Source organism: Sphingorhabdus sp. SMR4y, from assembly GCF_002218195.1.
Taxonomy (GTDB): domain Bacteria; phylum Pseudomonadota; class Alphaproteobacteria; order Sphingomonadales; family Sphingomonadaceae; genus Parasphingorhabdus.
On record NZ_CP022336.1, the window covers coordinates 2,616,919 to 2,636,457 of the forward strand.

Annotated in this window: 15 protein-coding genes; 11 read left to right on the forward strand and 4 right to left on the reverse strand. The window is 58.1% G+C overall.

The window, feature by feature from the left end:
• The first annotated feature begins 71 nt into the window (after positions 1-71).
• Together SPHFLASMR4Y_RS16910 and SPHFLASMR4Y_RS12600 are read left to right on the forward strand one after the other, a co-directional pair.
• Positions 72-728 (forward strand): LuxR C-terminal-related transcriptional regulator, encoded by a 657-nt coding sequence (locus SPHFLASMR4Y_RS16910; RefSeq protein ID WP_145955534.1) that lies wholly within the window; start codon positions 72-74, stop codon positions 726-728.
• 330 nt (positions 729-1,058) lie between these two features.
• Positions 1,059-1,973 (forward strand): hypothetical protein, encoded by a 915-nt coding sequence (locus SPHFLASMR4Y_RS12600; protein ID WP_145955535.1) that lies wholly within the window; start codon positions 1,059-1,061, stop codon positions 1,971-1,973.
• Positions 1,974-2,061: 88 nt separating this feature from the next.
• Here the strand turns inward: SPHFLASMR4Y_RS12600 and SPHFLASMR4Y_RS12605 are convergent, their stop codons facing one another.
• Positions 2,062-2,883 (reverse strand): hypothetical protein, encoded by an 822-nt coding sequence (locus SPHFLASMR4Y_RS12605; RefSeq protein WP_089133856.1) that lies wholly within the window; start codon positions 2,881-2,883, stop codon positions 2,062-2,064.
• A 189-nt stretch (positions 2,884-3,072) separates the two neighbouring features.
• Here SPHFLASMR4Y_RS12605 and SPHFLASMR4Y_RS12610 point away from each other — a divergent pair, with 189 nt between their 5' ends.
• Both SPHFLASMR4Y_RS12610 and SPHFLASMR4Y_RS12615 read left to right on the forward strand, forming a co-directional pair.
• A complete protein-coding gene (locus SPHFLASMR4Y_RS12610) occupies positions 3,073-3,615 on the forward strand; it encodes a hypothetical protein (RefSeq protein ID WP_145955536.1) in 543 nt (180 codons plus the stop codon).
• A 68-nt stretch (positions 3,616-3,683) separates the two neighbouring features.
• Complete coding sequence (locus SPHFLASMR4Y_RS12615) at positions 3,684-4,811, forward strand: hypothetical protein (RefSeq protein ID WP_089133858.1); 1,128 nt, start codon at positions 3,684-3,686, stop codon at positions 4,809-4,811.
• A 138-nt stretch (positions 4,812-4,949) separates the two neighbouring features.
• On the opposite strand, the gene SPHFLASMR4Y_RS12620 is transcribed toward SPHFLASMR4Y_RS12615, so the two are convergent.
• Positions 4,950-5,663, reverse strand: a complete 714-nt coding sequence (locus tag SPHFLASMR4Y_RS12620) for a TetR/AcrR family transcriptional regulator (RefSeq protein WP_186265936.1) — start codon at positions 5,661-5,663, stop codon at positions 4,950-4,952.
• A 204-nt stretch (positions 5,664-5,867) separates the two neighbouring features.
• On the opposite strand from SPHFLASMR4Y_RS12620, the gene SPHFLASMR4Y_RS12625 reads away from it, so the two are divergent.
• Genes SPHFLASMR4Y_RS12625 through SPHFLASMR4Y_RS12635 form a run of 3 tightly spaced genes read left to right on the forward strand, consistent with a single transcriptional unit; the run spans position 5,868 to position 10,119 of the window.
• On the forward strand, positions 5,868-8,036 hold the full coding sequence (locus SPHFLASMR4Y_RS12625) for a TonB-dependent receptor (RefSeq protein WP_089133860.1): 2,169 nt from the start codon (positions 5,868-5,870) through the stop codon (positions 8,034-8,036).
• Between the two features lie 19 nt (positions 8,037-8,055).
• Complete coding sequence (locus SPHFLASMR4Y_RS12630) at positions 8,056-8,934, forward strand: alpha/beta fold hydrolase (protein ID WP_089133861.1); 879 nt, start codon at positions 8,056-8,058, stop codon at positions 8,932-8,934.
• A gap of 48 nt (positions 8,935-8,982) precedes the next feature.
• Positions 8,983-10,119, forward strand: coding sequence for a DUF2817 domain-containing protein (locus tag SPHFLASMR4Y_RS12635; protein ID WP_089133862.1), 1,137 nt, complete (start codon positions 8,983-8,985; stop codon positions 10,117-10,119).
• 124 nt (positions 10,120-10,243) lie between these two features.
• On the opposite strand, the gene SPHFLASMR4Y_RS12640 is transcribed toward SPHFLASMR4Y_RS12635, so the two are convergent.
• Positions 10,244-10,960, reverse strand: coding sequence for an SDR family oxidoreductase (locus tag SPHFLASMR4Y_RS12640; RefSeq protein WP_089133863.1), 717 nt, complete (start codon positions 10,958-10,960; stop codon positions 10,244-10,246).
• A 269-nt stretch (positions 10,961-11,229) separates the two neighbouring features.
• Positions 11,230-13,074 carry an alpha/beta fold hydrolase gene (locus tag SPHFLASMR4Y_RS12645; protein ID WP_089133864.1) on the reverse strand — a complete coding sequence of 615 codons (1,845 nt, stop codon included), beginning with the start codon at positions 13,072-13,074 and terminating at the stop codon, positions 11,230-11,232.
• 445 nt (positions 13,075-13,519) lie between these two features.
• On the opposite strand from SPHFLASMR4Y_RS12645, the gene SPHFLASMR4Y_RS12655 reads away from it, so the two are divergent.
• The 4 genes from SPHFLASMR4Y_RS12655 (at position 13,520) to SPHFLASMR4Y_RS12670 (ending at position 19,536) form a co-directional block, all read left to right on the forward strand.
• On the forward strand, positions 13,520-15,994 hold the full coding sequence (locus SPHFLASMR4Y_RS12655) for a LuxR C-terminal-related transcriptional regulator (RefSeq protein ID WP_186265937.1): 2,475 nt from the start codon (positions 13,520-13,522) through the stop codon (positions 15,992-15,994).
• A 136-nt stretch (positions 15,995-16,130) separates the two neighbouring features.
• Positions 16,131-17,684, forward strand: coding sequence for a hydantoinase/oxoprolinase N-terminal domain-containing protein (locus SPHFLASMR4Y_RS12660; RefSeq protein ID WP_089133867.1), 1,554 nt, complete (start codon positions 16,131-16,133; stop codon positions 17,682-17,684).
• 5 nt (positions 17,685-17,689) lie between these two features.
• Positions 17,690-18,793, forward strand: a complete 1,104-nt coding sequence (locus SPHFLASMR4Y_RS12665) for a DUF917 domain-containing protein (protein ID WP_089133868.1) — start codon at positions 17,690-17,692, stop codon at positions 18,791-18,793.
• Positions 18,793-19,536, forward strand: a complete 744-nt coding sequence (locus SPHFLASMR4Y_RS12670) for an aspartate/glutamate racemase family protein (RefSeq protein ID WP_089133869.1) — start codon at positions 18,793-18,795, stop codon at positions 19,534-19,536. The genes SPHFLASMR4Y_RS12665 and SPHFLASMR4Y_RS12670 overlap by 1 nt, the downstream gene beginning before the upstream one ends.
• Positions 19,537-19,539: the final 3 nt, after the last annotated feature.

The window sequence follows — 19,539 nt, forward strand, 5'->3', positions numbered from 1 at the left end:
AAAAAGCACTTTTCTCCCATCCGAATTGCTATACTGTACAAATTTGGCTTGGCAACCGGGGGTAAAGTTGCGTGAGTTTCGGAAGAACCTATACGGCGGTCATTGCTGATGACCATGCGATCATCCGCAGCGCCTTGTCGCATGCGCTCGTCGATCACGATGCGCTTGCCGGCTATCAGATCGAACCGGTCGCCACTGTCGATAATGGTATCGATGCGATTGCTGCTATCCGCAAGTATCGGCCCGACTTGCTGATGCTCGACATTTCCATGCCGCATGCCGGGGGAACCGAGGTCCTGCTGGAGGCCCGGCGCTGGTCCTCTGCGACGAAGGTGGTGATTTTTACCGGCGTTGAAGCGAGCGGCAAGATCGCCGAGCTCGTCGATATCGGGGCCGATGGCGTTTTCTGCAAATCCGACGACCTGGGAGAAGTCACCGATGCGCTCCCCGTCATTCTGGAGGGCGGACGAATGATCTGTCGTCGCTTCACCATGTTGTTGAAAAACAGCGCCACCTTCGAACCCCTGACCGATCGCGAGCGACAGGTGCTCAATCTGGTTGTTTCCGGCCGGACGAACAAGGAAATTGCCGGAATTCTGGGTATCAGCATCAAGACCGTAGACCGGCACCGCACCAGCGTAATGGGCAAGACCGGGTCGCATTCTGCCGCGGAACTGATTGCCTATGCCTTGCGGGAAGGTTTGATCGATCCGGCGCAGGCGCGCTGAAGCCACTGGCTCTTGCCGGGGTCGCTCGGGCGAGTCGTGGTTTCCGGAAGCGCGTATCTGCATCATGCAGGCGTGATGGGCCGGCCCGGTCGCATTGGGTATAGGGTGCACACCTCATATGCGGGCCGGTGGGCCAGAGAAATCCACTGGCGGGAGAGTTGCCTGGCCGGTTGAGGTGTTCACCCCATGTCGCGGAGTACAGGCTTGGTGTAACCACTCGGGCAAGGGGAGGCGGATCGTTCCGGTCAGCCTTTCCATACCGGAACAACCCAGGATTGGCGGCAGGAAATTGCAATGCCGGACATATCCTGTTGCCAGGAGGAAGCCGCAATGATGACGTTTCTCAAGCCCACTATTCTCGCGGCAATGCTGCTCGCAGGCCTGATCTTCGGATCATCGGCGGTCCTTGCCCAGATACCGGCATTCCTGCCCGACCATGCAAATGTCGAGCGCGGAAATCCGACGACGGCCGATGGCACTTATACCATTTCCAGCAATGGCAAGCGGATCGTCATCGAGGATGGACATGGCTTTGTCGTTGATCCGTGGACCCATGCTCTTGTGCTCCGCATTCAGCCCGGCATGGTGGTGATGGATAATTTTCGCCAGACCGGCCCCGACAGGTTCGCAGCAGACGATCTGCCACTGATGGGTCCGGCAACGCTTTTTCGACAGCCCAATGGTGTGTTGCAAGTCGTTGTGAAGGGATCATTCGGTCCTGTGAAATATTTTCTGACACCGACCGACCCTGTCTTCGACCCGGTAGCGCCGTCACCAGAACCGCTGCCCCGCCCGGTGGTGGAACGCGACAGGATCTATCAGCTCCATATTGGCGTGGCGTGGTGTCAGGGAAAATCGCTTTTTCGCAAACGGTATCGCGGAGGCGTCCATCTCGGTGTGAAAGATGCGAATGGCAAGGCGATGACATCGAAATCGCGGTCTTTTGATATTCACTGTAATGACAAAAAGCAGCGGGTCGAGACCTTTGCCTTTGAATCAAGCGATATCGGTTCGCTCACGCTGGTGGTCCCTCCCGGGCAGAGCGGATTCCAGAATTTGCAGATATCCGGGGTGATCAATGATATTCTGGGACCGGTCGACTTCATGAAGCCGAGCGGCCTGTTCGAGACGGCCCGCGCGCTGGGCCGCGATCTCGAGATCAACGAAAATGTCGATGAGCTCGTAGAGGTAATCGGCGGAAAGGCTTCGCTGAGTTTCCGCGTCTATATGAAAAGAGTGCAGTGATGATGCGACGGCGTGGCGTCGCGTTTGAGACCCTGCTCCCAAACCGTCGGTCTTTTGCGGAAGCCGAAAGACGCTGGTCCATTCGGCCCTAGGGGCACCTGTCGGCGCCCCATTGACCTGCAGTCGTCCCGCGAGCGCACATTGCTTGCATGTAAAGCTGCTGGAGATACCATCCTGCAGCTCCCCGCCTGGCAATGCCGAAATAGCGCATTGCCGCGACCGAATCGTCGGACAGGCCCTTCTGGGTGACTTCCACCGCCATCACCTCTTCCAGCTGACGCGGATAAGGGTAGCGCTTGTTGACGATGCCGGGATTCCATCGGACCTTCTCAACAGAAAGTCTTAGCGCCGGGCGGCCTTCCGGCTCGTTCGGGAAGTCGTCCAGCAGAGGCGCGAGCAGCGCAGGCAGGCTGTCGCCTCTCCAGGCGCGCCAGTCCGGTACCAGCTCCTGCGACCATTGGGCAAAATCGACGGATCGGACAATCCGGGAGGCGTGTCCCTGGGTCTTTGCATCAAAACAGGGAGTCTGCTCACCCGTTTCGAGCAGATCGGCCGTCCCGAGATAACGATCACCGAGCATCACGGCATAGCGCCGTGCCTCGACACCCTTTTCGCTGAACCGGAAAGCCGTGGATCCCATACAGTCCGCGGTGCCGATCCGATAGGTAGCGCCGGTGCGGAACTCGCCGGTCAGTCGAATTGTCGCCGTTGACTGGTCGACGTCGAGCGCAAGGCTGTTGGTCAGCGTCCGCTTGCCCGAGCCCAGACATGTCGATCTGACGGTCACCGCCAGCGCCTTTTGTTGCTGCTGATAGGCGATGCAGACAAAACCGATCTGTGAGCTCGCCGCCTGTGCCTGTCCTGCGATGCAACCCAGCGCGAAATATCCGGCCATCCATCCTGCTTTCATTCCAAGCCTCCTTGTGGAATTTTGATCACGGAAAAGCCTAGGCAGCTTGACCAGTGGCCTGCCATGGGGTCGATCCCCCAGTTTCTCCCGGGCAAGATGGGGGATAGACCTCATCGCTTTCGAGCCGGAATTGCCTCATCACAAGACGTGAGAAGCGGCCCAGACCGGCCGCAAGACAAGGATGGTGCCATGCGAATATCCCTTTCCCGCTCCAGATGGCTGCTTGCTGCAGCTCTGGCCGCGACCCTGAGCCACGGTGTCGCTGCGCCGGCACAGGCGCAGATCCCCGGCTTGCTGCCTTCGATAGAAGACGTGGTCCCGGGTGCTCCCCTGCCGATTGACGGGATATGGCGTATCCGCGAGATCGGCGCTCTCATCCTGATTCAGGAGGGGCATGCTTCTGCTATCGACGGCTGGACCCATGCGCTTGTTTTCCAGATTATGCCTGACCAGGTGGTCATTCGAAACCTGACCGAAACGGGTGATGGCAGATTTGTCGGCGATGATTTGCCGTTGATGTCGCAAGTCACTCTTACGCCAGCGAGCGACGGCACGCTGCGCGCCCGAACCAAAGGGCTGGTTCCGGCTTCCTACACGCTCGAACCCGTGTCGCCTGCAATCGGCAACCCGGGAGATGACGATCCGATCGGGCCTGTTCCGCCAATCGATGACCCGTGGGATGGCGTACCCGATGATCCTCCTCCACCTGACGACTGGGTCAGTCCCTGGTGAATTTCGGGATCGCAGATGGTCCCCCAAGATAACGTGATGAGCGCCCGATGGCGCAAAGGAGAAACAAGATGAATATTTTTCGGATTATCACCCCGGCATTGTCGCTTGCCCTGCTCGCTATCGGAGCCGTTCAGCCACAGGTGGCTAGTGCACAGACCCAGCCCCAAAGGGTCATGCTGGCGGCAAAAGCGAAATGTGGCGGAGTGAACCAGAATAGCTGTTGGAGCGCAAATCCGAAGAAATGGTGCAATGCCGGTCTGCAATATATACCGGGCGGATTGGGCCGGCGGGGCAAATGCATCAAGGTTGCCGAACGCGTGCGCGATACCGGCGGGGATCCAACGCCCAACTGCGGCGGGATCGGCCAGAAAAGCTGCTGGAGCCTCAGTTCCAAAAAATGGTGCGATGCGGGTTTGCTTTACAAGCCGGGCGTTCTGCCGGGCAAGGGGCGTTGTGAAGCCCCAAAGTCCGGAGACATTCTGGACCAGACGAGGGCCATGGCCTCACGTTTCGCCTCGCTTGACAAGGACAATGAACTCGCTCGCCTCCGTCGCTGCGTCAACAGTCCCAAAATCAAGGCCCGAATGATTGCGGCGATGCAGAAACAGTCTGCCATGTCTACAAACACGATCTTGCGGGAATGCAATATCAGCGTGCAGAAGCTCGAAGATGTTGCGGATACCGTGCTGGGCGAGAGCAGCCAGAGCGCGAGACGCATGAGCTATGGGTCGGACCAGGCCAATCCGCCGGATGTCGGACCTCCGGTAGATGATGATGAAGAAGTTTCCGTCGCTGATAAATATCGTCTGTTTTTCGAGGTATCGGCCGGTGCAGCGGCAGGCAGCAAAGGGCGCGACTTTACATTGGGATATGCCATTCCGCTGCACAGCAAAGCCGGATTCTCGCGCTGGTACAAGAATGATACGGATTACGACAGCGGCTTCGATCTGGGTGTAGGCGGAGATATATTCGTTGGACTCGGCAAGCCTGGTGTACCGTCGGGTGACTATGTCACCGAAAGCGGAACTTCTGGCGTATATGCAATCGCCGCGCTCGCAAAACTGGGAGTACTTGGTCGCCAGACCTTCGATGGCAAGATGGCATTTGGTCTGTTCGGCGGTATAGGTCTCGGTCTGACCGTTGCCAAATATGACTATACCAACGAATTCTTCTACGATTTGGGTGGTGACCGTTGATACACTGCCGGGGCTTTTGACAGACCACTCTGCCGGTAAGCGCCCGAACCGGGGCGCGGACGGCGGAGTGGCGAAGGCTTCGTTATCGGTCCAATTCCCGTTCGGGCCAATGGCGGCCGTCGAGCGGGATCGTGCCTTTCATCGCGAGCGGACTTCATGTTCGATGTCTGACAATATCTTGCCGTCAGCCAGTTTCGCAAAATCCATGGGGTTACGATTCTTGATGACTTTCGCAAATTCCGCTTTGCCCTTTTCGGACAACAGGCTGCCAAGGCTGAGAGTGAAGATACGCGTTGATAAGACAGAATGGTCAACATCGGGACGCGTAATCAATTCGACCTGGCCGGTTATATACAGATGCGCTAATCCATAGGCCGACGACTGCAGCACAGTGTGGGCAATTTCGAGGTCGGTTTCCGCCAGAAGGCCATTGGCAATGCAATCCTGCAGCAGATCGGTGATGCGCTTGATGGAACGGCTACGCTCTTCGAGATAGGTTGAAGATGCCAATATTTCATTGGTTTCGAGATTCTTGATCAGCAGGAAATAGCCGGATCGCGTTATCGAAAAGAGCGTATAGGCTTCCAGAATGGCCAGAATGTCGGCCAATGCCGTGCCGCCGGTCGTCTTGATGGCATGCTCCCGCAATTCTCTTTGCAGCTGGTAACCGCGTACTGCGGTTTCGACCAACAGAGCGTCCTTGTTTTCGAAATGCCGGTAAATGGCGGGCTGGGATGTGCCGACCAGCTTGGCGACTTCCTTGAGGTGGAAGGCCAGGCTCCGCTTTTCCTCGATCAATCTGGCCACCGAATCAATGATGGCATTGCGCAAGTCACCATGATGGTAACGCATTTTTTTCAGAGGTTTGTCAGGTTTTTTGGGATGGCGATCCATGGTGAAGCTCTATCTACGAAGGCCCAAAAAGCGATGAGCGATTGTCAGGACTTGACATCCTAATGTTAATCGCGATAACAATCCAATGTTAATTAAATTAACATAGCTTCAATAAGATCATTTGTTTCCTTCGGGCCCATTTGATCGGAATAGGGGGAAGTCATGAAATTGGGATTGCTTTTGACCACAGGTGCCCTGGCGCTTGCCGCAACGAGCGCCGAGGTGCGCGCGCAAGCGGCGAACGGCGTTGCAGAAGATTCGTCCAACACAATCGTGGTAACGGCACGCAAGCGCGAAGAGCGCGCGATCGATGCTCCGCTATCCGTACAGGTCTACTCTGCCGAATCGCTGGAGCGCGACCGGGTCGACAATGTCGAGAATCTTGTCGGGCGTACACCCAATCTGTCGCTCAGTTCCAATGTGCTTTCACCGGGCAATGATTTTCTCAATATCGCGATCCGCGGGGTCGGCGCGCAAGGCGCCGGAGTGCCGGCCGTCGGAACCTTTGTCGATGGAGCCTTCGTGCCATCCCTGTCTTTCGACATCGGCTTCATGGATGTGGAGCGGGTGGAAGTCTTGCGCGGCCCTCAAGGCACCTTGTTCGGGCGCAATACCCAAGGGGGCGCTTTGAACATCGTGCTTCGTCGCCCGGACGAAGAGACGCGCGGACGGCTGGCGCTGACCTTCGACGAGTTTGAATCGGCGCGCGCGCAGGCTGCGCTGTCTGGTCAGATATCGGACAATTTCTTTGGTTCGTTTGCGGCGGATGTCTCCACAACCAACGGCTATCTTCGCAACAATGTGGTGGCCAATGCCGCGGGGGCCAACGGACAGGGCCGTACGGTCTCGGCCAATGCCAGCGACAGATATTCCGGCCGTCTGGCCTTGCGCTACAATCCCGACAACGGTCTGGACATCAATCTGGCGATTGACGGGTCGCGCAAAAGCGGCCTCGATGGCTATCCCGGCGTTCCGCGCGGCAGCGAAGACTATATCGTGCGCAGCGATTTTCAGATTGACGGAACAACCGAGAATATCGGTGGCGCGCTGACGATCGAGAATGATTTTGGCGATGTCGCCCTGACGCTGATCAGCGCTTTCCGCGACATTTCCACCGAACTGCCGTTTGATTTCGACGGTTCGCCGGAGCGTGGCCCGAACCTGCAGGATATCCAGAGCGAACAGACGCTCTTTTCGCAGGAAGTTCGTCTCGACGGCGGATTTGGAGACAGGCTGAGCTGGCTGGTCGGCGCTTATGCCTTTCGCGAAGACTCGCTGACCGACAGATCGGTCCAGCTGCTGGACATTGATGCCTTTCCCGGAGGATTGACGGTCGATGCCCAGCGCCAGGATTTGACGCGCGACGGCTTTGCGCTTTTCGCTGATCTGCAATGGCGGCCGGTCGACTGGCTCGAAATCGGAGGTGGCCTGCGCTATGCTCGCGAGTCCGTTGATTCCGATGTGGTTCTGGATTTTGCCCTGCCCGGCATCGTAGCGATCAGCGAAACGGGAAGCGGGTCGTTGACCGATTCCAATATCTCGCCGACCGTTTCCGTAAGGGCCAATCTTACCGACAATCTGGCTGCCTATGCGCGCTATGCTCGCGGCTTTAAGGCGGGGGGATTCCCGCTCGCCCCGGCCAGCGCCACGACCAATATATCCTTCGGGCCCGAAACCTCGGACAATTACGAAATCGGTCTGAAAGGATCGTCTCTTGGCGGTATTCTGGACTTCAATTTTGCCCTGTTCCGCATCGACCTTTCCGATCAGCAGCTTTCGACCATCGTCTTTCTCAATGGCGATCCGAATCTGCCGGTGGCTTCGGTCGGCAATGCCGGCAGCAGTCGATCGGAAGGCTTTGAACTTGATATGGCGATCCGGCCGTCGCCCTGGATCACCCTGGGCGGAAACGTCGGCTATACCGACGCAACATATCGCTCCTACCTCGATACCGTGGGGGCGGACCGGTCCGGAGAGCGTTTTCCTTTCGTGCCCGAATGGACCGCCGAACTATATGGCCGGGCGACCATTCCGATCGGCGATTTTGGTGACCTGACGCTGGGCGCCAATTTTCGCCACGTCGGCGATATTCTTTCGGGAAGCGGTGTGGATGTTGATCTTCAGTTTCCGGTCAATTCCTACGAGGTGCTTGACCTGACGGCGTCGCTTGAACATGAAAATTTCCGGCTCGATCTGTTTGTTGACAATGTGACGGACGAATTCATCGAAACGCGGGTGTTCAATGCGTTCTTCTTTGCAGATCCGCGACCTTTCTCGATCACCCAACCGCCGCGCCGGTTCGGTTTTCGTATCGTCTATGATTTCCGGTGATAGCGGTGGAGCAGGATGAATGAACGCATCAGGTCATAGAGAGGTCTCGCAGCAGGCCTCTGCCCTGAGGCGGGTCGGGGAGGAGCGCGGAGCGACGATCGACGGGGTTTCCCTGCGCTACTGGGAAGTGCGCCGGGGACCGCGCTATCTGATATTTCTGCATGGAAATTCCATGTGCAAGGAGGTGTTCTATCGCCAGTTTGACGGTTTCTCGGACGGCGAATGGTCGCTTCTTGCGATAGACCTGCCGGGTCATGGGGGGTCTTCCGACGCGGTCGATCCGGCCCGCCAATATACAATTCCCGGCTATGCCGATCTTGTGCTGCAATTGCTGGCGGACCTGGAGATTGCCAATCCCGTCATTCTGGGCTGGTCGCTGGGTGGCAATATTGCTCTTGAACTGGCTGGCCGGGGGACGGCGATCGCCGGGATCATGCTGGTCGGCACACCGCCGGTCGGGCCGGGTACGCGTGATTTTGCCGAAGCCTTCCAGGCCCGGGCGCTCGAATCGCCGGCGATGGGAGCGGAGGCGACAGATCAGGATCTTGTTGATTTCGTGCAGGATGCCGTGGGGTCTCTCGATCCTGTCCCCGAATGTTTTGCGACGGCGGCCATCCGCACCGATGGCCGTGCCCGGGAAACCATGGGAACGCACTGGGCCGAAGGAACAAGCGGCCATGACCAATTATCCGTCATTGCCAACTGGCAGGGACCGATCGCCTGCGTGATGGGACAGGACGATGCACTGGCCAGGGTCGATTTTGTCGAGAAGGCCGACTGGGGCAATCTCTGGAAGGATGAAGTCCAAGTGCTTCCCGGTTGCTCGCACGCGCCCTTCCTGCATGATCCGGGGCGGTTCAACCTGCTCCTGCAGGACTTTCTCGAATCTTCAGGCTGACCAGACGGCCTGAATTTTGCGAACAGCTCGATTTAAAGGAACATTATAATGCCCCACCAGCCAGACGACCTCGCTGTCGGTCGCTGCTTCTCATCAAGCTACAAGGACGCGCGCGCCCGCTTTATTGCCGCTTGCAACAAGGCCGGCGCGCAGGTGAAAAGCTATGTTCACCCCGACCAGTTCGGACCCGATCAGGAAGAGCTGGCCACGGATGTGGCGCGGTTCGGGCCGGAAGGGGCCAGGCGTCTCGGCATTTTCCTATGCGGCACCCATGGGCTGGAAGCGGCAGCAGGTGCGGCGACCTTTCTCTACTGGATCGAAAATGGCGGACCGGCCACGTTGCCGGATGATGTCTCTGTGGTGCTGGTGCACGCGGTCAATCCTTACGGCTGGGCGCATTCTACGAGGGGAGACGAGAATAATGTCGATGTGAATCGCAATTGTTTCGATCACTCCATCCGCCCCGCCCATAACAAGAATTACCAAGCGTTGCATCCGTTGCTGACCCGATATGGCGCTTCGGAAAATGCTTTTGAAAAAGCGCTTGCCAACTTTCATGTCTATTGTGACGAATGGGGCGCTGCACAGGGTTTAGAGGGCTTTGCGGCGGGCCAATATGAATTCCCGGATGGGCTGAGCTACGGCGGACGGGAAGCGAGCTGGTCTTACAAGAGCCTGCTGCGCCTATTGGACGATTTCCGGGGCAGGGCACAATCGGTCGTTGTCATCGACTGGCACACCGGCATCGGAGACTTTGGTGAACCCTTCATCATCGTGAACCCAGCGGGACAAAAGTCGGCATTTTCCAGTGCGGTGGACTGCTGGGGCCCGTCCCATGTCAATCCCGATGATATTTACGGAGAAGGCGTTTCCATTTCGCACAGCGGTCTGGTCATTTCTGCTGCGGAAAAGGCATTGCGCGACGGGAAGGATAAAAAAATCCTGGGAGCGGTCATCGAATGGGGGACTTTCGATGTCGACACGATGTTCAAGGCATTGCTCATTGACCGCTTTCTGAGAAGTGATGCCGGCCCTATCAAGGATAGCGAGCGCCGGGCCCTGCAACGTCAGGCGGTAGACAGTTTCATCCCCCCCGATCCGGAGTGGCGCCGAGCGGTGCTTGCGCAGTCGACGGATATATATCGCAAGACAATCCGCTATCTCGTGGAGACGCCCTTGTATTAGATCATGATATTGCCGGTTTGCCGGAACATATCCTGGCTTGGCGTCAGGCTATTTGGCATCGGGCGCTGCGAAATTGGCCTCCATCGGGCATGGAGAATCCCGGTGCCTCGGGAACCGGTCGCACCTACCAGGCCACTTCCTCGCCAAGCAGATTGAGAAAGCCGCCGCTTTGATCCGGTGTGGCGGCCTGAATGACCTTGATCTGCCTTGTGACGCTGTCCGGTGTTTCCCACTGAGCCCCGTCGCCACCCAGGTCCGTTTTGGTCCAGCCAGGTGCCATGGAAATGACGGACACGTCTTGTTCTGCCAGATCGATCGCAAGGCCACGCGTAATCATGTTCAAAGCGGCCTTGCTGGAACGATAGGCATGGCTTTGTCCATGTTTATTATTGGTAATCGATCCGAGATCCGATGACATGTTGACCACCAGTTTGCGATCGCTGGCCACAAGATTTGGCAATAGCGCAACAATCAGGCGGAAAGGTCCCATCACATTGACCTTCATGATCTCTTCCCAGAGATCGTAATCCATCATGAGCGGGGTCTGGCGCTCGGAATCGGTAGACCAGCTGCCGCCGTAAAGACCGGCATTGTTGACCAGAATATCAATTGGTCTGCCGTCCAGGCGGTCAGCAAAGGCGGCAATGGATTGCGCATCACCCGTGTCCAGTTCTTGCACTTCGACAGCGTCGGGAAACTGGGATTTCACGGTGTTGAGCTCGTCAGCCTCGGCCGGTTTGCGTGCCGTCGCGATAACCTTGTCGCCACTCGCAGCTATCTGACGCACATATTCAAGACCGATGCCCCGATTTGTACCGGTTACAAGCCATGTTCTCTGCATAATCTATTCCTGTCCTTCATCACGCGCTGGTCTAGGGGTTAGAAAAGAGGGCACCCAGCCCATATCCTCAACTGCTCCATGGCTCCTGACCGTCTGGCGAGAAAATTCCTTCGCGGCTGAGTCGCCGAACGACAGGATGGCCCCAATCAGCGGCGTGACCGCATGAGCCGGGCTTCCGGATGGAGGCGAACGCCGGAACACGTGACCGGCATGGCGAGCCATCTACTGGATCGCCGATCGCTATCAGCAGCGCGAATGCAACCGCCGGATCATGTCCGCTCGCGCATATGAATGACAATTTTGCCAAATGCGCCATTGTTTGCAGCGCTATAGGCTTTTTCAGCCTCGGAGAATTCAAACTCGCTATCGATAACCGGCTTGAGATCGTGCTCTGCCATGAATTCAGACAGGGCCGCATGGTCGGCACGGCTGCCTACCATGACAGCGCTGACCCGCAAGGCAGCAAAGATCAGGGGGAGCGTGTCCAGTTCGCCACCAAAGCCGTCAAGAGCGCCGATCAAGGCAAGATGTCCGTTCAGTCCCAGCGCACCGACCGACATCGACAATGTGCCGGCACCGCCCAGTTCAACGACATGATCAACTCCCGCTCCCTTGGTCAGGTCGCGCACGGCTTCTGTCCAGTCGGGTACCTCGCGGTAATTGATGCATTCCTGCGCCCCCATCTTCTTGACCGTGGCGATTTTTTCTTCGCTGGAGGACAGCATGATCACCTTGGCACCGGATGCGACGGCAATCTGCAAGGCGAACAGAGCGACACCGCCTGTACCCAGGATCAGGACGGTATCTCCCTCTTGCAACTGACCCAGCGTCTTCAGGGCCGACCAAGCGGTAACCCCGGCGCAAGGCAGGCAGGCGGCTTCGGCATAGGACCAGCCATCCGTAATGGGAACAATGCCGCCAGCCTGCAGAATGATGAAATCGGCAAACACGCCCGGGCCGCCCGCGCCCAGTGACGACATGACAGCCGGCAGGGTCAGCCGCCCGCCTGGATGGTTTTGAAAGAAGGCAGAGGCAACGCGGTCGCCGACGGCCCAGTCGGTCACATCACTGCCGATCGCGACGATTTCTCCTGCAGCGTCGGACAGGGGCAGGAAATCATCCGCACCATTGACCGGATAAGACAGATCCCGGACGCCGAGGTCACGGCGGTTCAGCGATACCGCATGAACTTTCACGAGCACTTCGCCTGGCCCGGGGGCAGGGATATCGCTGTCCGAGCGGACCAGATCGTAACCGCCATCGCGGGACTTGAGTGTGTAACGGCGGTTTTCGGTCATAAGATTCCTATCTTTGCAAAAATTGAGAATGGCGCGGCCAAATGCTCCCGGCTGGCGTTCTGGCGTGGCGAGGAAGGCCGGGCCGATGATGTGCACGGGGATGGCCGGATATCGCTCTCGGAAACGCTGCAGCATGCCATTGAGAGTCAATGGATCATCAGCGGCTTGAACCGCCTGAATCCTGACGCGTCCATCAGACATGATATCATCGAGCAGCGTCTCCAGATCCTGATTGAAAATCGCATCGAAGGCCTGATCGCGGGCAGGGCCCGACTGGAGGGCACCCAATGTTTCGAGATGTACAAGTTCCGGCGAAGGATCGAGGAAGAGGCTGTCCATCAGCCGATAGGTCTTGCCAAGATACTCCCCTTTGGCATCTATGGGATCGGCATCACCAATATCCGCGCGCATCTTCCGGCGCTCTTCCGCCGGGCCCAGGAGAATGCCGGATAATGTAAGCGAGGTTATACGCTCCGGGGCCACGGCGGCCATTTCGCAGGCGAAATGCGTGCCGGTGTGATGGGCTACCAGATCGAATAGATCCACGCGAAGATCCTCCAGCGCTTCGAGAAACCACTGGCCATATTGTGCAGCTGTCGGATGCCCCTCGGGCTTGAATGACTCGCCAAAACCGGGCGTGTCCAGCGCAATCACATCATAATTTTCGCGCGCAAGGAATTGCATTAGCAATTCGAAACCCGACGAGTTCACCGGTGTCCGGTGCAGCAGCACGATGGGGCTGCCATTGCCTTCGATGCGTCGGCCATGCATCTGACCGGCCGAACATTGCGCATAGAATTTCTGTACCGGTTTCATTCCGCAACACCTTCAATCTGTCCCTCAACCCTGGTTTGTCGACTATTTAGAGGAATACAGCCGTCAGCAGATTCGAAAAGCAGGCGAACCAACTCGGCGGGCTGGAAACCATAGACTTTGCCGGTGATGCGGACAGCCTTCGGCGTTGTGCAGTCTGGCTTTCCGCCGAACCCTGCGATTGCCCCGGCCGTAAAATCGACCAGCCGCGAGCTTTGCCTGTGATTGAATTCTGGCCTGCCCCACTGATCGTTCACACTGATCTCCCAAACTGAACATGAGCGCGAGAAGTACCAAGCTCTGGACAATGGATCACGGGCCGGGCCGGTTCTGGTCACTAGCCGGATAATCAGGCGGGGGCGTGATCCGGCCGCGTTGCTTGCATTCGATACCTACTTGATAGTAGCAAATATCCGGCATGGATAGAGTGGCAAGGACCGGGGCGCCAATGGCAACAGACGGGCAGCAGGACGGGCTGGTCGATCGCATCGTGGCAGGGCGATCGATTGTGGCGATTTGTGCACCGCCAGGCTTTGGTAAAAGCCGCCTTGCGCGTGCTGCGGCAAGCCGGATGGTGTTTGACGGGAGCTCGCCGCTACGAATATTCAATCAGATAGAGCATAGGTCTGACCCACGTGCCGCAGCCGATGCGTTGCTCGCAGAGTCGAGGCAGGTGGTGATCATCGAGGATGTTCACCTCACAGACAGAAAATATCTCGGTCTGGCGCTGGAACGGGCCAGCTTTGCTAATGCCGGTCAGCGCATATTGATACTGCTGAATCAGCCCGGCGATCTGGCTCTGGCGCGGATTGCCAGCAGGCAGTCGATCGATATTCTCGACGCGAGCGCTCTGCGTCTGCGGACCAAGGTGACCACCGATATGCTCAAATCGGTGCCACGACGGGCGGTCCGTTCGCGGCTGAGGGGACTGGTCGGCGACTGGCCTGTTGCAAGCGAGCTGCTGCGTGCCTGGGCTGCCAGTCTGCAGGACGGTTGCCAGAGCTGGAGCGATCTTGATATCCTGCGGGAAAGTCGGCTTGGCGAATTTATCGCAGAGGAGGTTCTGCCGCTGTTCTCGGAAGCGGAAATATCCGCGCTTGTCTATGCCAGCCTGCTGGACGTGCCGGATCTCGACATCCTGACCTCGGTGAGAGGCCATCAGGATGACGGCCGAATCCTCGCAGATCTCGCGTTTCGGTTCAAAGGACTGGTCGACCGTCGCGAGAACCGCATTGAATTGCAGGGGGCCTTGCGAATCTGGCTGCGGGATGCGGTCGAGATATTTGATGCACAGGCGCGCGCCGGACTGCTGGTATCAATGGCCGACCAATGCTCGTCCAAGGGGCGGCTCGCCGAGGCGGCCACGCTCGCGAGAATGGCAGAGGATACCGGCCGAATTCGTGACTATGCCCATGCTCACGGCGCCTTGCGTATCTGGATCGTTCACGGATTTTCTGTCCTCAAAGAGCTGCTCGAAAATTCCCGGTCCGAGGATATTGCCGGTTCGATAGTGCTGCAAATGATTGAATGTATCGTTCATATGAAGGCCGGACGGATCCATGCTGCACAGGAACTGTTCGAATCTCTGGCCGGGAAAGTGGGGCCCGGCCACCGGTTGATAAAGGATCTTGAAATCGTCCGTGTCACCCTGCTCGTTTATGGCTGCTCATTCGAGCGCACGGGGGATCTCGAGTTGATCAGGAGCCTGATCACCGAGCAAGGCGATGATGCCGCGATGCGCACATTTCTCGCGACCCTGTCTGCCATATTGAACAGCCAGCGCGCGCGCTTCGATGCGGCTGTTGCAAATCTGAACGACGCGCGGGCGCAGGCAAGGAAGGTTTCCTCGCAATATAATCTGATGTTTCTTCTGATGCACGAAGCGTCGATCAATCTCGCGCAGGGAAAGTTGAAACATGCCAGGACCTGTCTTTCGGAGGCGCGGTCTCGCTGGCAGCGGGATTTCGCGGAAGATGTAGGGGTAGAGACGGTCCTCGCGGCTTTGAGCGCATCCATTGAGTTTGAGTCGGGACGTTTGACCAGTGCCCGCAATTCGCTGAAGAAATCGGCCCATCGGATGCCGGAGGCCGAAGCCTGGTTTGACATTTATTTTGCCGCCTACGAAACAATGATACGGGTCAATGTCGTTGACCACGGGATCGGGGCGATGATCGAGGCCGTCGAGGACGAGGCGCGCAAATTGCGCGCGCAGGGATTGCCCCGGGTGGCCGATCTGCTGATGGCGATCCGCTTTTGCGTGTGCGCCGAAGCCAGCTTGCAGGGCCATTCGGAACTCATCTCCGATTTGGCCTGGGAAATCCCTGCTGTTGGCCCGACAAGCAGCTGGCAGGAGCAGGAGGTCTTTTCCCTGGCAAGGGCCTATGCGGATTACTTCTCCGGGAAATTCCAGCAAGCGCAAGCGCTGCTGGACGAATCGATCGCCCTGGCAGCGAGCCGCGGCCTCGAACGGTCGCGATTGCGCTATTTGCTTGTGGCCTCCGTCATGGCTGAAGCGCAAAATGACGAGATTGGTGCCCGCACCGCTCTGCGGAGCGCGATTGCAATTGGAGCTGCGACAGGCATGCGTCAGATTTTCCGGGAAATTGCCGGCGCCAGACTGACACCGGCGCTGCAGAAGCTGCGCGATGATCCGGACCTTAATGATCTTGAACTGGGGTTTCTCGAAATGCTGCTGAATCGGCTGGGTGACCGGCAGAGCGTTGCCAGCGGCAGGCTCTCCGCACGCGAACTCGAGGTGCTGAGGTTGCTGAGCGCGGGCGGATCTGACAAGCATCTCGCCCGGCTTCTCAATCTTTCGGAACATGGCGTCCGGTTTCATCTCAAGAATATATTCAAGAAGCTGGGGGTGCATGACCGCCTTTCTGCCGTCGCTGCCGCCCGCAAATTGGAGCTGACAATGTAAGCCTACTCGTTTTAGTAGGTTCTATCAGTGCGCCAATAACCAAACCTATCGGGTAGAAGCTCCGACCTCCCAACCAGCGGCGTTGAGGAAATCAGGTTGCCGTATCATTCTCGCTGTTCATCAACGGAGGGTTGCAATGCGGATTGGGGTGGACGTCGGGGGCACTAATACTGATGCTGTCCTGCTCTTGGGGAAAAAGGTGCTGGGGGCGGTCAAGCGTCCGACGAGCACTGACATCAGCAACGGTATCTCCGAGGCTATCGGCGCGCTGATCTCGGAATGTGACATCCAGCCGGATGCCGTTACGGCCGTGATGATCGGCACAACCCACTTTACCAATGCCTTCATCCAGCGGCGTAAACTTGTTCCGGTATACGCTATCCGTATCGGCTTTCCCGCCGGACGGGGTATTCCGCCCTTTGCCTCGTGGCCGGAGGATCTCAAGGCGCTGGTCTGCGGTGGATTCGCAATGGTGCGCGGCGGCTTCGAATTTGATGGCCGTGAAATTTCTCCGCTTGATGAAGCGGCGATAGCCCGAGCGGTAGCGGATGCGCGGGCCAAGGGGATTGGCCAGATTGCCGTCTCCTGCATTTTCAGTCAGTTGAATCCTGGCCACGAAAATCGTGTTGCTGCCTTGGTGAGAGAGCTGGCACCGGAAATGGAGGTCTCCCTGTCGTCCGAGCTCGGCCGGGTTGGCTTGCTCGAACGCGAAAATGCGGCGATCATGAACGCCAGCCTCCGTCCGCTCGCCGATCAGATTACCGATGCCTTTGGCCGTGCCTTGAAACAGCAGGGGATCGCCGCTTCTTTTTATATCAGCCAGAACGATGGTACATTGATGAGCGCTGATTATATGCAGCGTTATCCGGTGATGACATTTGCCGCCGGGCCAACCAACAGTATTCGCGGCGCGGCTTGGCTCACCGGTGCCGATGATGCCATTGTTGTCGACATTGGCGGTACCACTTCCGATGTCGGGGTGCTGGTCGGCAGTTTTCCGCGCCAGTCCACGGTGCATGTGGATGTCGGCGGGGTCCGCACGAATTTCCGCATGCCGGACATCCTGTCCATTGGTCTGGGCGGGGGAAGCCGCGTCCGCGAAGCGGATGGCACGGTAACCGTCGGACCGGATTCGGTCGGCTACCGTTTGCTCAGCGAAGCGCTGGTTTTTGGCGGGGATATAGTGACCGCCAGCGATATCGCGGTTGCCGGCGGGCAAATATCTCTGGGTGATCCGGAGCGGGTCGCCAGACTCTCGCCGGACCTCGTATCGCAGGCGAGTGAGACAATCAGCGAACTGATCGATGATGCCATTGACCGGATGAAAACAATGCCGGGCGATCTCCCGATGATATTGGTTGGCGGCGGTTCCATTCTGGTATCGAAGACACCGAATGGCGTGAGCGAGATGCTGCATCCGGAACATGCCGGTGTGGCCAACGCAATCGGTGCGGCCATTGGACAGGTCAGCGGGGAAGTCGACCGCATCTACAATATCGCTGGTCCGGACGAGCGAACTGCGGCGCTTGCGGATGCGGAGGTGCAGGCCAAGGCACAAGCGGTCAGCGCCGGAGCAGAGCCGGACAGCGTGAAAGTGGTGAATATCGAATCCGTACCGCTGCAATATCTTCCGGGCGGCGCTACGCGGGTGGTCTGCCGCGCAGTCGGTGATCTGGCTATGGCGGAGTAACGAAAATGGTATCAGAAATTACGCTCGACAATATCGAACATCTGGCGATCGGCTCTTCGTTTCTCGGGACCGGCGGCGGCGGTGATCCCTATCTCGGTTCATTGCTCTGCCGGGAGGCCATTGCCAAATATGGGCCAATCCGGGTCATCTCGACAGAAGAACTCAAGGACGACGATAATATCTTCATTGCCGCAGCCCTGGGTGCCCCTACCGTCATGATCGAAAAGCTGTTCTCGATCGAAGACCAGCACCGGGCGGTGACTACCCTTGAGCGGTTCCTGGACAGGCAAGCCAGTGCGATAATCTCGGCCGAAATCGGGGGCTGCAACTCGATGATGCCGGTCGCTTACGCAGCGATGCGCGGGCTGCCTATAGTGGACGGCGACGGGATGGGCCGCGCCTTCCCGGCTCTGCAGATGACCAGCTTCAATATCGAGGGCGTGGCCTGTGCGCCTCTGACAATCGCCGACGAGCATGGCAACAGCGTGCTCTACCAAACCACAACGGGGCTCAAGGCAGAGGAACTAGCCCGCCCCGTAGCGGCGGCGATGGGGGCGAGCGTGTGCATGTCATGCTATCCGATGACCGGGGAGGAGGCACGGCGCGCGACGATAGCGAAAACGCTGTCGGGGGCGATAGCCATTGGCGAAGCCATTACGCGCAGTTCTGATCCGCGCTCACCGCTCGACCGGTTGGTCGCGGCGCTGCGCGGACATGAATATTACAAGGATTCGGCGGTCGTGTTTCAGGGAAAGATCTCCAGCCTGGAACGCGATACCACCCGAGGATGGGTATTCGGAAATTGCACAATCTCGGCAATGACCGGCACGGAAACGGCAGAATTGAAGTTTCAGAACGAAAATCTGCTGGTCACGGTAGACGGCCGGCTGCGTTGCGTGGTTCCGGACCTTGTCACGATCGTCGATCTGGAAACCGCCCATGCGATCCCAACCGAACGGCTGGCTTACGGGCAGCGGGTTGCCGTTGTCGTGTGCAGCGCGCCGCCGCTGCTCACCACCGCGCGCGCGCTTGCGGTCGTCGGGCCGCAATGCTTCGAACTGGACGAACAATATATACCCGTAACCGAGCTGATAAAGGATCTGAGCTGATGCGTATCCACCTTATTACACCGATCGTGACCGAAGGTATCCGGACGCTGGACGATGTTGCCGCGCTCAACAGCGCCGACCTGTCCATCACCCAATCGCTGATCGCCAGTGGCCCGGTTTCGATCGAATGCGAATTTGACGAAGCGCTATCGGTACCGGGGATTGTTGAGGAAGCAATTGCCGCCGAGCGTTCGGGAGCGGATGCAATCATCATCGACTGCATGGGTGATCCCGGCTTGAAGGCGGCGCGCGAAGTCGTATCGATACCGGTTCTCGGCCCTTCGGAAACCTCGATGCACCTCGCCGCCATGCTGGGACATAAATATAGTGTGGTGACAGTGCTCGATTCGGTCGTACCGATGATCGAGAATCTGGCCAAAATATATGGAACCAACGAGAAGTTGGTCTCGGTGCGCGTGATCAATATTCCTGTGCTCGAACTGGAAGCGGCGCCCGAGAGGCTGATGGGAGAACTGGCCAAAGCTTCTCTGGCTGCGGTTGAAGAAGACGGGGCGCACGCAATTGTTCTCGGGTGCACGGGCTTTCTCGGATGCGCCGAGGCGATCAGCGCCGAACTGGAGGCCAAGAATCATAACCTGCCGGTGATTGACCCGATTCCCGCGACCGTCTGCGTCGCCGCCGGAATCGTTCGCGCCGGTTTGACCCACAGCAAACGCTCATACGCCCAGCCGAGATCAAAAGATCTCAAAGGCTATCCGTCAATCAAAATCCAGGGGGAATAATAT